At 67.7% G+C, this 14,118-nt stretch carries 17 protein-coding genes and 2 pseudogenes; 9 read left to right on the top strand and 10 right to left on the bottom strand.

Features of this window, described 5'->3' with window-relative positions; genetic code table 11:
- Positions 1-63 precede the first annotated feature (63 nt).
- From OHB49_RS02815 to OHB49_RS02795, 5 genes are all read right to left on the bottom strand, one after another.
- Positions 64-564 (bottom strand): Asp23/Gls24 family envelope stress response protein, encoded by a 501-nt coding sequence (locus OHB49_RS02815; RefSeq protein ID WP_329157603.1) that lies wholly within the window; start codon positions 562-564, stop codon positions 64-66.
- A 104-nt stretch (positions 565-668) separates the two neighbouring features.
- Positions 669-989, bottom strand: coding sequence for a hypothetical protein (locus tag OHB49_RS02810; protein WP_329157601.1), 321 nt, complete (start codon positions 987-989; stop codon positions 669-671).
- Positions 986-1,423, bottom strand: a complete 438-nt coding sequence (locus OHB49_RS02805; RefSeq protein ID WP_329157600.1) for an Asp23/Gls24 family envelope stress response protein — start codon at positions 1,421-1,423, stop codon at positions 986-988. Before OHB49_RS02805 ends, OHB49_RS02810 begins: the two co-directional genes overlap by 4 nt.
- Positions 1,424-1,467: 44 nt before the next feature.
- On the bottom strand, positions 1,468-2,025 hold the full coding sequence (locus OHB49_RS02800; RefSeq protein ID WP_329157598.1) for an Asp23/Gls24 family envelope stress response protein: 558 nt from the start codon (positions 2,023-2,025) through the stop codon (positions 1,468-1,470).
- Positions 2,016-2,606 carry an RNA polymerase sigma factor gene (locus tag OHB49_RS02795; RefSeq protein WP_329157596.1) on the bottom strand — a complete coding sequence of 197 codons (591 nt, stop codon included), beginning with the start codon at positions 2,604-2,606 and terminating at the stop codon, positions 2,016-2,018. The genes OHB49_RS02800 and OHB49_RS02795 overlap by 10 nt, the downstream gene beginning before the upstream one ends.
- Positions 2,607-3,127: 521 nt before the next feature.
- Here OHB49_RS02795 and OHB49_RS02790 point away from each other — a divergent pair.
- From OHB49_RS02790 to OHB49_RS02770, 5 genes and pseudogenes are all read left to right on the top strand, one after another.
- Positions 3,128-3,916: a histone protein gene (locus OHB49_RS02790; protein WP_329157594.1), complete on the top strand. Its 789-nt coding sequence runs from the start codon at positions 3,128-3,130 to the stop codon at positions 3,914-3,916.
- A gap of 6 nt (positions 3,917-3,922) precedes the next feature.
- Complete coding sequence (locus OHB49_RS02785; protein ID WP_329157592.1) at positions 3,923-4,918, top strand: SRPBCC family protein; 996 nt, start codon at positions 3,923-3,925, stop codon at positions 4,916-4,918.
- 252 nt (positions 4,919-5,170) lie between these two features.
- A pseudogene (locus OHB49_RS02780) lies at positions 5,171-5,652 on the top strand (transposase); the annotation flags it as partial.
- Positions 5,653-5,932: 280 nt separating this feature from the next.
- Positions 5,933-6,289: a DoxX family protein gene (locus OHB49_RS02775; RefSeq protein ID WP_030980383.1), complete on the top strand. Its 357-nt coding sequence runs from the start codon at positions 5,933-5,935 to the stop codon at positions 6,287-6,289.
- 278 nt (positions 6,290-6,567) lie between these two features.
- On the top strand, positions 6,568-6,741 hold the full coding sequence (locus OHB49_RS02770; protein ID WP_078853137.1) for a CsbD family protein: 174 nt from the start codon (positions 6,568-6,570) through the stop codon (positions 6,739-6,741).
- A gap of 907 nt (positions 6,742-7,648) precedes the next feature.
- Here OHB49_RS02770 and OHB49_RS02765 read toward each other — a convergent pair.
- Positions 7,649-8,080: a nuclear transport factor 2 family protein gene (locus OHB49_RS02765; protein ID WP_329157587.1), complete on the bottom strand. Its 432-nt coding sequence runs from the start codon at positions 8,078-8,080 to the stop codon at positions 7,649-7,651.
- Between the two features lie 86 nt (positions 8,081-8,166).
- Between OHB49_RS02765 and OHB49_RS02760 the strand changes: the two genes are divergently transcribed.
- On the top strand, positions 8,167-8,736 hold the full coding sequence (locus tag OHB49_RS02760; protein ID WP_329157586.1) for a PadR family transcriptional regulator: 570 nt from the start codon (positions 8,167-8,169) through the stop codon (positions 8,734-8,736).
- Entirely contained in the window at positions 8,723-9,541 is an 819-nt protein-coding gene (locus OHB49_RS02755; RefSeq protein WP_329157584.1) for an SGNH/GDSL hydrolase family protein, read from the top strand. Before OHB49_RS02760 ends, OHB49_RS02755 begins: the two co-directional genes overlap by 14 nt.
- A 238-nt stretch (positions 9,542-9,779) precedes the next feature.
- Here the strand turns inward: OHB49_RS02755 and OHB49_RS02750 are convergent, their stop codons facing one another.
- Positions 9,780-10,130 carry a VOC family protein gene (locus OHB49_RS02750; RefSeq protein ID WP_329157582.1) on the bottom strand — a complete coding sequence of 117 codons (351 nt, stop codon included), beginning with the start codon at positions 10,128-10,130 and terminating at the stop codon, positions 9,780-9,782.
- Between OHB49_RS02750 and OHB49_RS02745 the strand changes: the two genes are divergently transcribed.
- Complete coding sequence (locus OHB49_RS02745) at positions 10,131-10,262, top strand: hypothetical protein (protein WP_329157581.1); 132 nt, start codon at positions 10,131-10,133, stop codon at positions 10,260-10,262.
- Between the two features lie 76 nt (positions 10,263-10,338).
- Positions 10,339-10,608: pseudogene (locus tag OHB49_RS02740) on the top strand (hypothetical protein); the annotation flags it as partial.
- A gap of 754 nt (positions 10,609-11,362) precedes the next feature.
- Here the strand turns inward: OHB49_RS02740 and OHB49_RS02735 are convergent.
- The 3 genes from OHB49_RS02735 to OHB49_RS02725 form a co-directional block, all read right to left on the bottom strand.
- On the bottom strand, positions 11,363-11,893 hold the full coding sequence (locus tag OHB49_RS02735; protein WP_329157580.1) for a GNAT family N-acetyltransferase: 531 nt from the start codon (positions 11,891-11,893) through the stop codon (positions 11,363-11,365).
- Between the two features lie 123 nt (positions 11,894-12,016).
- Complete coding sequence (locus OHB49_RS02730; protein ID WP_329157578.1) at positions 12,017-12,565, bottom strand: cysteine hydrolase family protein; 549 nt, start codon at positions 12,563-12,565, stop codon at positions 12,017-12,019.
- 95 nt (positions 12,566-12,660) lie between these two features.
- Entirely contained in the window at positions 12,661-14,115 is a 1,455-nt protein-coding gene (locus tag OHB49_RS02725; protein WP_443079633.1) for an MFS transporter, read from the bottom strand.
- Positions 14,116-14,118 lie beyond the last annotated feature (3 nt).

The following is a 14,118-nucleotide window of genomic DNA, read 5'->3' as shown; positions in this document are numbered from 1 at the left end:
GGCAGGCCCCCGTGCCCGCGGTGGGTGACGCACGGTGTGTGCGGTGCCGGGGCCCGGGAACGGCTACTGGACGCGGCCGCCGGTGTCCTGGTCGCCGCCGTCACTGTCGTCAGCGGGGATGTGGACGTCATTGACACTGATGTTGACCTCGACGACTTCCAGGCCCGTCATGTGCTCGACGGAGTCGATGACGTTGTTGCGGACGTCCTTGGCCAACTCGGGTATAGACACTCCGTACTCGACCAGCATCTCCAGGTCCACGGCCGTCTGCTTCTGACCGACCTCGACGGAGACGCCTTGTCCGGCGCTGGCGGAGGCTCCGGGGATACGCCCCTTGACTGCGCCGAACGCCCGTGCCGCTCCGCCACCCAGCTCATATACGCCGGGTACCTCGCGGGCGGCGAGACCGGCGATCTTTTGGACGACGACATCGGCGATGGTGGTGGAGCCCTGCCCGGAGGCTTGTGCAGAGGAAGCTTCCGGTGTGCTGGTGGCACTCTTCTCCGTGTCGCCTGCGGCAAAAGTGGAGGGCACGGCAGTATTCGTGGTGGCCGGGTTCGTCATGGTGCTCTCCTCGGTTTCCTGGCTCTGGACGAGGCGGCTTCGCGCTCGTCACATATGAACGACCCGTGCCAGGGGAGAACGTCATGGCCTTTCAGGCACCCGCGTCACTCGCGTGATCGAGAGGGGGTGAGGGCGGTGGCATCGATGTCGGTGACGACAAGGCGCAGACGAGCGTCCTTCCACGGGGTCTCCCTCAGCGCTGCGTTCAGGGCGGCCTCGGCCTCGCGCAGGATCGGAGGAAGAGGGAGGGCGAGGGCGACGACGCGGATCTCGATGAGTTCGTCGTCGATGCCGACGGCCATGGTGTCGAGGTTCCACGGCACGCGTGAGCCGACGTGGGTGGTGGCGGGGGTCGCCGGGCGCAGACCGGGGATCCTGCCCAGGACAGCCAGAAGTGAGCGTGTCAGTTCTGATCTCGGAGTCACCACGCACCGGTCCCATACAAGTCGATGTCCATGATCGACACCACGACGGCCTGCGGAGCGAGGCCCGTGGCATCGGCGACGGCACGCGTGACCTCACGCTGAACGGCCCGCCCCACGGCCCCAGCCTGGTCATGCCCGGAGGCGACCATGTCGATGGAGGCGCTGAGGTTCGACGGTACGGCTGAGTGGTCGACCGTGATTCTCACACCCTCGGTCGGGGCCGGGGCAAGGCCGTTGATCTTCTGGCGTACCGAACGCGCCACCTGGGAGGCGAGTCCGGTCAGGCCGGGTTCGAGCCGCACAACACCAGGGACGCCGACAGCGGCGTGGGCGGCAAGCGCGGCGATCACGGGCTCGGCGATCACCCACTGTGCACGGGGACCCCGTGTCTCGTCGTCCGGCACGGTCGTTGACGTAACGAACACCGTGTCCATGTGCTTCAGCCTCTCTCGACAGTCTGCTGCCCGATCGCGGGGTTTCATGCGTCGTACAGGTCTTCCACGGTCAGGTCCAGACGCACCAGGGCTATTCCGACCCGTGCTGCAGTGGCTGCTCGGACCCGCTCGCGCACCTCGTCGACGGCGTCGGCGGAAAACCTGCGGTAGGCCACCGCGAGGCTCATCTCCACCTCCACCGCGCCCTCGGTCTCTGTGACGGAAATCCGGCAGTGCCGTGCGCGCACACCGTCGACCGAATCGGCGGCGTATCGCAGCACGGCAGCGACCGCTTGTTCGCTGATCTGCACCCCGCCCGGCTCCGCGCCGGGCAGCGCGAGCATGTGGTGACGGCGGACCTCTGCGCGCACCGCAGACATGATCCGTCCGGCCAAGCCCAGCGGAGGTCCGATCTCCGCCGAGGCGAGCTCGCCGGTCACCTCCTGCAGGATCACCAGGCTCTGCCGAGCCGCAGAGCAGTGCTCGCAGGTGGGATCATGGGTGTCAGCCAGGGCGGCGTCGGCCGGATCGAGCCGCTCCCACACCGTCTCCATATCGCGGCCGCAAGGCAGCACATAGCCCTGAGCTTCGCTCATTTCCATGGAGCCATCGCCTCCGCCAATTGCACTCGAGCGCGCGCTATGCGTCCACGCACCGCCGTACGGGTCGTGCCCATAACTCCGGCGATCTCCTCATAGGAGCGACCGTGCACCTCCCGCAACAGCCAGCATGCTCGCTGCTCGGGCGTCAGCTGCTTCAAAGCGGCAGCGAGCGCGATCATCTGCTCGCTGACCTGCGCCGCCCGCTCCGGTGATCCAGCCGCCTCGGCGGATTCGCGATTGTCGAGGTCAGTCTCCGCGACGGGTTTACGTGCCCGGATGATGTTCAGGCACCGGTTACTCGTCGTCCGGTAGAGCCAGCCCACGAGCGCTGCGTCGTCCCGCAACTGCCCCAGCCGCCGCCAAGCGGTCAGGAACACCTCTTGCACCACGTCCTCGGCGTCGCCACGGCTCGCGAGCATATGCACCGCCAAGCGGTACATCGGCCCCTGATAACGGCGCACCAGCACCTCGAAGGCGCGCATGTCGCCGTCACGGGCGCGGACCACCAACGTGGCATCGTCCAGTACCACCTCCGGGGCCGGGGAGGCGGGCTGTGAACCGACACCGGCAGACGACGACACCTGCACAACCTTCCTGCGCCGGGCAGGCTGTCGGACCCTTCTCACGGACCTGCTGGCATACCGGCAGAACCCGCCTCGCAGTAGAAGGACACAACGGCCACGCCCAACGTCACGGCACATCAAGTATCTGCCACACACCGGGACAACTGCGGTGGTCGGCGCTGACGCCGACGACCGCAACCGTGGATGCCACAACTGCGCGCCCCGTATCAGGAGGCAGGGCATTCCAAGATGCGACTGCCGCGATACGGGCGAGACTGGTGAGTACAGGACCGGCAATGAGTTGAGTACAGGTCCGGCATCGAGTGATGGCTCTCGCGCCGAGGCGACCAACAGCCGTGGCCGGAACCGCCGGGCTGCAGAGGGCCGGCGCCGCCCGAAGTGAGCAGGACTAGGTTCCCCCTTCGTTGCGCTCCCAAATCGGCAGTGGCCGCCGCCAGGGTAGAGACCACTGACAGCCACAGAGCTGCACTTTGCGCAGCACAGGCGGGTCTCGCGGAAACGTTGAAGGTGACGTGCGCATGGACGATCAGACCAAGATGACTCTCGCCGCTGCCCTTGTCGGCGGATACGTGCTGGGCCGCACGAAGAAAGGCAAACTCGCGCTGAGCGTGGGGACTTATCTGGCGGGCAAACGGTTCGGCCTTGAGCCACGCCAGCTCGCTACCGAGGGAATGCGCAGGCTGGGGGAGATCCCGCAGGTGGCCGAACTGCAGGACCAGATGAAAGGGGAACTCCTCGAGGCCGGCCGCAAGGCAGTGACAGCTGCTGCGACTCGCGGCATGGGGACGCTCGCAGACACGCTCCGTGACCGCACGACGGCCCTGGGTGCGAAGAAGGGAGCTGAGCCGGAGGAGGAGGACACGGAGGAAGAGGAACCGGAGGAGGAAGAGGAAGAGGAACCGGAGGAGGAAGAGGAAGAGGAGCCGGAGGAGGAAGAGGGGCCGGAGCAGGAGGAAGAGGAAGAGGAGCCGGAGGAAGAGGGGCCGGAGGAGGAAGAAGAGGAAGAGGAGGAAGAGGAGGAGGAGCCTGAACCCGAACGCCCGCAGCGCCGGAGAAGCTCCCGGAAGCCGGGGCGGACCGAGAGGGGCACTGCGTCACGGCGAGAGAGGGCCCCCGCTGCCCGGAGCTCTTCCGGAGCGGCGTCTAAGGAGCCATCCCGGAAGAAGTCCTCTGCGACGAAGCCGGCCGCGAAGAAGGCAGCCCCAGCGAAGAAGTCTGCGCCCAAGAAGCAGGCTCCCGCGAAGAGGGCGGCGTCCTCAGGGAGGCCGGCGAAGAAGACATCCAAGCGCGCCGATCGCGGGAGGTAACCCGACATGGCTGGGAAGGAGACGAAGGAGCGAGAGGCGCAGGGGCCGGGGGCGGGGGGACTGAGCGAGGCGCTGTCGGGTTTCGTGGAAGCACAGGTGGGACGGCTCGCGGAGAAGGCCAGTGACAAGCTGAAGGATGTCACGGAGCAGCTCACCGATGCCGCCGACAGCGGGTCACTGCTCAAAGTCGGCTCGCGCGTCCTCGGGGGCGAATCCCCCGTGAAGGCGTTCTTGTCCGAGAAGGCCAAAGGCGTCAAGGACAGTGTCGTGGGCAAGGTCAAGGAGGCGTTCGGCGGCGGCAAGGGCAAGTCCGGCAGTAGCAAGAGCATGAACATCATTGAGGTCCTCGATGTCGGCGTGCCTCTTCGCACGGCCTACGACTACTGGACCCAGTACGAGGATTTCAGCAGCTTCACCAAGGGCGTTCGCAGCGTCTCGATGAGCGACGAGATGTCCAGCGACTGGAAGGTGAAGGTCGGACCCTCATCCCGCAGCTTCAAAGCGACTGTTCAGGAACAGATTCCGGACGACCGGATCGTCTGGACCTCCGAAGGGGCCAAGGGGACGACCAAGGGTGCCGTAAGTTTCCACGAACTGGCGCCGACGCTGACGCGGATCGTCCTGCTCCTGGAGTACTACCCGTCCGGGTTCTTCGAAAAGACCGGAAATATTTGGCGGGCTCAGGGCCGCCGGGTCCGGCTGGACTTCAAGCACTTCCAGCGGTACGTCACTCTCACCGGGGACGAGCCGGAAGGCTGGCGGGGCGAGATCCGAGACGGCGAAGTCGTCGTGTCACACGAAGAAGCCATGGAAGAGGAAGAAGCAGCACAGGCCGAGGACTCGGAGAACGACGACGAGTACGAAGACGCGGATGACGGCGATGCTGAGGACGAAGGAGAGGACGAAGAACAGGACGAAGAAGAGGACGAAGAAGAGGACGACGGAGAGGACTTGGAGGAAGACGAGTGGGAGGACGAGGCCGCCGATGACCGGGAGGAATGATCCCGGCATGCAACATGGGACCAGGTGGCCCACACGGTGACGGTCCGTCTCCTGCCTTGTCCTGTCGGCAGGAGGCGATGCCGCAGTATTGAGCTGCAAGGCTGGAATGACGGCCCGATAAAGGACCTGCCCGGCGAACGAAGCGCCGCCAGGGCGTGCATGGAGTTGTGATCAACCTGCGGATTCGCCCTTGTGGCGGGGCTGTTCCGGTAGGTCTTCTTGTATCCGACGGTAACTGTCGCAGGCGGAGCGGGAGTTCATCTCCCTCTCCGCGTCGCCGCCGACCGGAAGTGCCGTCCAATGGCGTTCATCCTGACCTCGGGGAAGGCCGCGCGGACAGCCCGCAGTTGATCCCCGTGCTGGGGCGGATACGGGTCCGAGGGCTAGTCGGTCGCCGCAGCACCCGGCCGGACGCGGTTGCCGGGGACAAGGCCTACCCGTCCTGCGGCAACTGGGCCCGGCGGCTGCGTAGATGCGGCATCGAGGCAGTCATCCCGGAGAAGAGGGGCCGAGCCGCCACCGGAAGAAGCAGGGCTCTCCGGGGGTGGTCGGCCCCTCGGTCACGGCTCCGACCCCTACTCGGAGCGGAACACCGTGGAATGCCAGATCAACAAGCTCAAGGCGCGGCGAGGCATCGTCACCCGATACGACAGGCCCCAGATAGCTACCTCGCCGGCCCGCACCCGCGCGCCTCGATGATCTGGATCAAAGACCTCATCCGGGTCGCCCGTTGATCACAACCCTGTTCGAGCTCCAGGAGTAGCGCGTACGGTCGGTTGGCCGCCCTGGTGTCGTGCCGGGGCGACCCGGGACGATCACCACCGGACAGGAAGCACCCCAGCCCCGACAGCACCATCTCGCGGTCTTGCTCAACGGTTAGAAGGCCTTCGGCAGCACTGGCACGCCCGGCTGCCAGCCGATGTCACAAATCGGGTCGCCGGCTCGTCGTCCAGGAGAAGGGCATCCCACGACGGAGTGCCCAGCAGCACTATTCCCGACAGAAACGGAGAAAACGTGTTCGCCGCCTACGTCACGGTCACCATCCTCGGTGCGGTCTTCAACGGCGCAGCCGCCGTCACCTACCTGATAGGCCACGAATACCCCAAGACCCAGGCGGACATGAAAGGCGTGCCCCGGAAGTATGTGCCGGTGCTTGGCATGTTGCTGGCAGCGGGCACCGTGGGGCTGCTGGCCGGGCTCGCCGTGCCGTTCCTGGGGACCCTCGCCGCTTCCGGTCTCGTGCTGTACTTCATCGGCGCAATCATCGCCCACCTGCGGGTGGGCTCCCGCAACATCGTAGGCGGGATCGTGTTCCTCGCCACCGCGGCGGCCGCCCTGGTTCTGGGCCTGGTCTACCACGGCCCCTGGTAACCCGCGGGCCCAGAAGTTCCGCGCCCGTCACCATGGCGGTCGTCGCCGTCCCCCTGCCTCACTGTCCCGCCGGATCACGCCCTCGAACCGCTGTCGGAGCCGTGCGGGGCGTCGGGCGCGGCAGCGCTGATGGGGGGCGTCGGCCGAGGGTGTTCGATCTCGCCCCGACTTCACATAATCCCGTTTCGGTCCGACCGGTCGGTAGATGGCGTCCAAGGAGCCATTTACGGTTGAGCTAGAAGTTGTCCATCGAGTTTGAGAAGCGGGATGTGAGTGTCGTGGCCAAGGACCAGAAGGCCAAGGCCAAGGTAGAACAGGCCAAGGGCAAGGTGGAGGAGACCGCCGGCCGCGCGGTAGGCAACGAGGGTTTGACGGCCAAGGGTCGCGCCGAGAAGGCCAAGGGTGACGTTCGTCAGGCGAAGGAGAAGGCGAAGGACGCCTTCAAGCGCTGAAATGGGCCCGGCAGGTCCGGTGCGAAAGGAAAGCTGCGGGGTCCGGCGTCATGGCCCGGCGGAGAATGCATTGCCGTCCGGATACGGCAGATGCTCCCGCAACCACGCCGACCCTCCCTCTGTCGCCGCTTCGACCAGTGGAGCCGGGCACGGGATGTAGGCCCGGCCCCACTGCGTCATCGTCGACGCGCCCGGCGCCGGAGGAGAGCCGGACTGGCTCCGGTGGTCTCGAGGCGGTCGGCGTCCAGTCCACAAGGCGGGCTGTCCAAACCGACTCCGACGACTGCGGCAAGCCGGAATCGATGATCCGCCTGTGATCACCGACGGGAACGGGCCCCTTGCCTGCCGCGAAAGGGCGCTTGGGCTGCTGGATGGCCAGGGTCTGAGACCTGTCCCGAGCGGTCCTTGAATTCGCTCATGTCCGCAGTCCACCTACCGGAACGCCGCCCAGCGGCTTGAGCGAGGGTGGGAGGCAGTTGCGGCCACCTCACCTCTCGAACTTCTCGAACTTCGTGCTCGAACGGCGTGGGACCGCTCACGTGCGGAGCAGCCCGGGAGGCAACGTGCGCGCCAGGTATCAGTAGCAGCACCTGCCTATAGCGCGATACGCATGCCGAGTCCGGGCGGAATTGCTCGGGCCCGGGGGGCGAAACGCGGCCTGATCGACACGAACGTCATCGTGCTCAGCAAGCGCCGCGCCCAGAGCGCAGATCATCTCAATCCGCCGACGCACGCCCGCCGACGCACGCCCGCCGACGCACGCCCGCCGACGCTCGCCCGCCGACGCTCGCCGCTCCGCGAACGCACAGTTGCCCAGTTTCTGGAGTGGCTCGAACGAGGATGCGTGGCGGCTCGGCGGGCACCGGGATCCTTGGTGTCGGGGCGGCCGTTCCCGTATGTGTCCGCTTCAGCGGCCGTCGGGCCGGGGAATGAGGCCGTCGGCGACCAGGCCGGCGAGTACCGCCTCGCCCAGGGTGTGCACCGCGGACTGCGGGCGGACCATCACGGTGAACTCCTTGATCCGGCCCGTCTCGTCGAACTGGAGCAGGTCGATGCCGTGGATCTCCTTGCCGTTCACGGTGGCCCGGAAGAGGAGGATCGCCGACGGAGCCTCTTCGCCATCGGTGCTGGTCTCGGCCGCGCCCTCGAAGTGCCCGGTGTAGCGGAAGTCCTCGAAGGCGCGCAGCAGGACGCCGAAGAGTCCCAGCACCATGGGCTTGCCCTCGAAGGGGGTGAACTTCACCGGGCTGTAGAGGCGGATGTCCTCGGTGAACAGGTCTTCCAGCGCCGCGAGGTCGCGCTTCTCCACGATGGTGCGGAAGCGTTCAGCAGTCTCCATGACCCCTCCTGATACTCAAGAATGTGACTAGTCATTTTCTTGAGTATGATGCAGTGGCGGACAAGGAAAGGGAAGGGGCACCCTCGATGGCCTTGCGACACGCCGTGCTGGCGGCGCTGCTGGACGGCGAATACAGCGGATACCAACTGGCCAAGGCGTTCGACATCGGCGTCGCGAACTTCTGGCACGCACTGCCCCAGCAGCTGTACGCCGAGCTGACCAAGCTGGAGAAGGAAGGGCTGGTCGCCGGTCGGCAGGTGGTCCAGGAAACCCGGCCCAACAAACGTCTGTTCCGGGTCACCGACGCCGGCCTCGCCGAGCTGGAAAAGTTTGCCGCATCCGTATCGAAGCCCTCGTTCATCCGCGACGACCTGCTCGTCAAGGTGCAGGCCGCCGACCACATCGGCGCCGCGCCGGTGATCGAGCAGCTCGAAGAGCGAGCGTCCGCAGCCGAGGCCAGGATCGAGCTCTTCGGCAAGCTGCTGCGACAGATGCGCGGCGAAGCGGACGAGGAAGAGTTCCTGCGTCGAGGCGAGCGGATCGGGCCGTACCTGACCTGCCTGCGCGGCCTGGCCTTTGAACAGGGCAACCGGGACTGGTGCCTGCGGATCTCAGCTGTACTGCGGGAAAGGCGGACGAGTCATGAACAGCGGTGAATACCTGCGTTACGTGGCCCTGGGCGACAGCCAGACCGAAGGTCTCGGCGACGGCGACGACATCATCGGTCTACGGGGTTGGGCCGACCGGCTCGCCGAGCGCCTCGCGGCCGTCAACCCCTCTCTCGAGTACGCCAACCTGGCCGTACGAGGACGTGTCGCCGGCCAGGTCCGCACCGAACAGCTGGAGCCCGCCCTGGCCCTGCGTCCCGACCTGGCGACCGTCGTCGCCGGGGTCAACGACCTGCTCCGGCCCCGGTTCGACGCCGCGGAGGTGGCCGGGCATCTGGAAGAAGTGTTCGCCGCGCTCACAGCCACCGGGGCCCACGTGGTGACCCTCACCTTCCCCGACGTCGGGAAGATCGCGCCACTTGCCCGGCCGGTCAGGTCCCGCGTGTTCGACCTCAACGCCCGCATCCGCGTTGCTGCCGCCCGGCACGGGGTAACGGTCGCCGACACCGCCGGGCACGCTGTCACCACCGACCCACGGCTGTGGAGCGCTGACCGACTCCACGCGAGCCCCCTGGGCCACGAGCGGATCGCTGCAGCCGTCGCCCACGCCATGCACCTGCCCGGAAGCGACGACGCCTGGACGCTCCCGCTGCCTCCACAGGCGGTCCCTGCCGGCTGGCAAGCCGCAGCAGCCGAACTGCGCTGGGCGGCCGCATTCCTCGGCCCCTGGCTCGCACGCCGTCTGCGCGGCCGGTCCTCCGGCGACGGCCGCACCGCAAAACGCCCTCAGCTCCTGCCCCTGAGCACCACGCCCGACTCCCCGGCAGACACCGGTCCATGGGAATCGCCGTAGGGAGGGCATCTGCACCGGGCAGGCTTCTCCCGAAAGGGTTCCGCGCTGTGCTGTACACCGGAGTGGGCACGTTCATTCGTGCCCGGCTGGGCCCCTTTTGTGCGTACGCCGACACATGGCTGGGCGGAAATGGCGCAGTACGTGACCTGCACTCTGCGTCGCGGGTTCCGACCAGCGGGCCTTGACGGTGATCTCGTCGGTCGGTTCCAGCGAGCGCAGGCTGTACGGCATGTGCGCTTTACAGCTCGGTAGCTCGCTCGTGGCGGGGCTCGTACATGCCCACCTCGCCGCCGCCCGGCAGACGGAACCTGGTCAGCCGTCCCCAGCGCGCATCGGTGACTGCCTGCGTGAACTCCACGCCCTTCGAGGCCAGGTTCTTCACCGTCGCGCTGATGTCGTCGCACATCAGGTAGAGCTCCTGCGTCTCCGGACCGTCCGTGGGATGCACGGCGATCTCGGTCGGCGGAAGCTTGAAGATCAGCCAGCCGCCTCCCGCATCGACGTGCGGATACTCCAGCACATCCCGGAAGAAGGCCCGGTCCGCTTCTGCGTCACGGCTGTAAATGATGACGTGTCCACCGGTGATCATGTGGTCAGGGTAAGCCCCGACGCGGACACCGCGCTGCCGCGTCTGTTCCGCCGCCGGCAGCGCGACGGCGCCTACAGGAAGGCGTTCGAGCCCGCCGTGACCTGGATCGGCATCGCCAGGGGCGCCCCCTGAGGAGTCTTCGGCTCCAAACGGAGCCTGTATCTGACCACCCTCCGCAACCACCTCGCCCACGTGATCCACCCCGCCACCGCTGCCCCACGTGCGTGGCGCCACCCACGACCCCGGCATCGCCCGTGAACGGAAAGGCATCCGCGTCGGTGGCACCAACCTCCCCGGTGTGATCACCGCCGGCCGCTTCCTCAGCAACGGTGAACGCCTCTTCTGGGAGGTGAAGAACCCGGACAAGGCGGTCGTCATCGAACTCGCCGACGCCGAGACCTACGACCTCCTCGTCATCGAGGTCGACGATCCCCGCGCCACCGTGGCCCTCATCGAAGAGTCCATCGCCCGGGGCTGAAGCGTGGCTTCCGGGCTACTGCTTGGCTTCCCAGCTCGGCCGCCCGGTCCGCAAGGTCGCACATTCCCGCCGTTTGCGGCTGCGTCCTCCTGGGCAAGTCGGGAGCCCTTGGCGGCGTCGGCGTACTGACGGACAAGTTGAAGGGTGCCGCGGCCATCGCGGCGAGGGCGGCCCACGCCGGTATGTCTCACGTCCCACTGCATGAACCGCTGTATCGGCCTACCGTCAGGACATGAGCGAGATCTTCGTGATGTACGAGCTCGATCAGCCAAGTGCAGCGCGATCCTTGACCGGTGTATCACGGGTTGAGGGGCGACCCGTCCGCTGCGTGCACGCAGCGCCAGCCGCCCCTGGGTCCACCACGACCCCAGGGCCGCGCACCCTCTGTGGTAAGGACACCTTCGCCATGGAGTCATCTCCCGGCCGGCCCACGGATCCCGATTCCTCGTGGTACACAGCGGAGTACGCCCAGCTGGTCTGTGCGCAATGCGATGCCGTGATGGAGGAGTGATCAGCCCTCCAACCGGCGGTGCTCCCGCCGGCTCCAGCCCTGGACGGGCGCAGGCCCAGGCCCCAGTACATACGTGACCAGCAGAAGGGAGGAGGTACCCCGCTGCGGTACTTGTGCGTTCGGGTGTGCGGTCGTGCCGCTTGGTACAGGGGCGCCTCGGAGGTAATTGCACCTGCGCCGTGGCCGGAGTGCGATTCCTGAGGTCTCGAAGGTGTCCGCCACCCAAGCGGCCGGCTCTCGCCCCTATGGGGCGAGGGGCGACTTGCCGCTTGCGGTCAGACGGCGGGCCAGCACGTGGGTGGTGCTGCCGTCATCCTCTTTCATGTCCTGGACATGCTCGAAACCGATTCCGTCCAGCAGGGTCAGCGAGGCCTCGTTCGCCGGGTCGACAGTGGCGTACACCTTGGTCAGCCCGAGGGTGTCGAAACCATGGGCGACGATCGCCTCGGCCAACTCGGTCCCCAGGCCGGACCCCCATGCCGTCGGCGACAGAGCGTAAATGATCTCGTGGCCTCCGAGGACATCGTTCGGCTTGATCTCGGCATGCCCGACGAGGAGTCCATTGCGACGAACAGCCCAGACATCGAACAGGTCCTGGGCGTACACCTTCGTGAAGATGCGCCCGAACAGGGCGCGGTCTGCTGCTTCGGAAGCGGTGCCGTCACCCATCCACTGCGACACCCTGGTGTCCTGGAACAGAGCGACGAAGCCCTCTTCGTCCTCGGAGAGGTACGGCTCGAGGAGTAGACGCTCGGTGCGCAGAGTCGGGGGCATAAAAGGCGACGCTACTCACGCGACATCCAAGTCGGCAAACCACTTTCGCGCGCGCGGACATCGCCGTTCTCGTCGAGCTGTTGGGTGGACGCGCCCCGGCTCGGCGCAGCCCTGTGGGTGATGTCAGGCGAGGTCGGAGATCCAGGCGTCGATGGTCGTGACGTCAGCCTGGCGGGGGAAGACCTTCTCGGTCAGCACCCGGTGGACCTCGGGGTCGGCGTCGCCGCAGCCGTCGGCCAGGACGGTGAGGCGGTAGTCGAGATCGGCGGCCTGGCGGAGGGTGGACAGGACGACGCCGCTGGTGGCGAGGCCGGTCAGGACGAGGTGGTCGATGGCGCCGCCGCGCAGGACGAGGTTGAGGTCGCTGCCGGCGAAGGCGCTGACGCGCTTCTTCGTGACGATGCTTTCGCCGGGTCGAGGCGCGACGTCGGGGTGGATGGTGGCTCCGGGGTCACCTTCGGTGAAGGCGCCGTCGGGCAGGGCGCTGAAGGAGGGACTGGACTTGGCCTCGGGGCGGCCGGGGCGGAAGCCGAGGACGACGTACACCACGGGGACGCCCGCGGCCCGCGCGGCGGCGACGGCTCGTGCGAGGCGCGGTGTGAAGGCGGGGTCGGGGACGCGCTCGGTGATGGCCTGCTGAACGTCCATCACGAGCAGGGCGGTGTTGGTCACGGTTGGTCCTCACGTGTTGCGGGGTGGGTCGGGTCGCTCCTGTGCGGCAGGGTGCCGTGGGGCGGTTCTGGTCGGGCGGGGCCCGGAGATCTCGGTCACCGGTGGGTGTCCTGGGGTTGGGTCTCGGTGGTGGTGTCGTCGTCGGGTGGGGCTCCGATGCGGCGCAGGGAGCGGTCGATGACGGTCACCGCGAGGAACAGGCCACTGACGGCGAGCATGAAGAAGGCGAGGTGGTGTAAGCCGCTGGTGTCGGCGTGCTGTCCGAAGAATGCGCCGTCGGCGGCGGAGGCGATGATGGCGCCGAGGTAGCCGAAGGTGCGCAACAGCCCGGCGGAGGAACCCATGCGTTCGGCGTCGGCCTGGTGGAAGACGGAGTTCTGCAGGGCGAGGTTGTTCAGGCCCTGCGGGACCCCGAGGACGAGCACGACGGCCAGGAGCATCCACAGGGGGCTGTGGGCGTGGAGGAGGAGCAGCAGGGCGCAGGCGGTGATCTGGCCGACGGCGCCGACGAGGAGTTTCCCGCGGATGGCCTGGTGGCGCCCGGTGAGGGTGGAGACGACGATCGCGGTGGCGAAGAGCGGGAGTTGCACCAGGCCGGCCTGGGAGGCGGACAGCCCGCGGCCCTCCTGCGTCCACTGGGTGTAGCCGTAGAGGAAGGCGTAGCTGACCACGTAGGAGAGCAGGGTCCGGGCGTAGGTGGCGAGCATCGGCAGGTTGCCGCCGAGTACGCGTACGTCGATGAAGGGCTGTCGGGCGCGTAGTTCGCGCCAGGTGAAGCCGGCTGCTGCGGCGACGGTCAGGACCGGGAGGTACCAGGTGCCGCCCCCGGGGTTCATGAGGAACAGCAGGAGGCAGACGAGGGCCGCGGCGAACAGGCCCATGCCCGGCAGGTCCAGGTCGCCCACGGGGTGGCGGCCGTCGTCGCGGCGGGGGGTGGGGGTCGCGGGGAGGCGACGGGCGCCGAGGTACAGGCCGGCGAGGGCGAGGGGGATGTTGACGGCCAGGGTGGCGCGCCAGCCGCCGACACCGATCAGCAGGCCGCCGAGGCTGGGACCGATGACGGCGATGGTCTGGGTGGTGACGGCGAGGGCGGTGAGGACGCCGGCGGGGCTCTTCTGCCCGGTGCGTCGGGCCTCGCTGCGGATGAGGTACATGGCGGCCGGATAGCCGGCGCAGGTGCCGAAGCCGAGGAGTACGCGTGCGGCGATGAGCACGCCGAGGTTGGGGGCGAGCATGCCGACGATGCCGGCGACGCCGGTCAGTGCCGTCCCGGCCAGGAACAGGCGACGGGGCCCGAAGAGGTCGATCAGTCGTCCCACGACGGGTTGGCCGATGGAGGTGGCCAGGTAGAGGGCGGAGATGAGCCAGGCCGTCTGGGAGGGCGGTGCGCCGAAGGCGGCGCCGATCGGTACCAGCGAGACGGAGAGGATGGAGGAGTTGACCGGGTTGAGTACCGATCCCAGCATCATCGGGGCCAGCAGGCGCCGGTCGAAGGTGTCCGCAGAGAGCTTGGCTCCGCCGGGGCGTAGTCGGCGCAGGACGCGGGGCAGGTT

This window comes from Streptomyces sp. NBC_01717, assembly GCF_036248255.1.
Taxonomy (GTDB): domain Bacteria; phylum Actinomycetota; class Actinomycetes; order Streptomycetales; family Streptomycetaceae; genus Streptomyces.
This window is presented reverse-complemented; position numbering and strand designations above follow the sequence as displayed.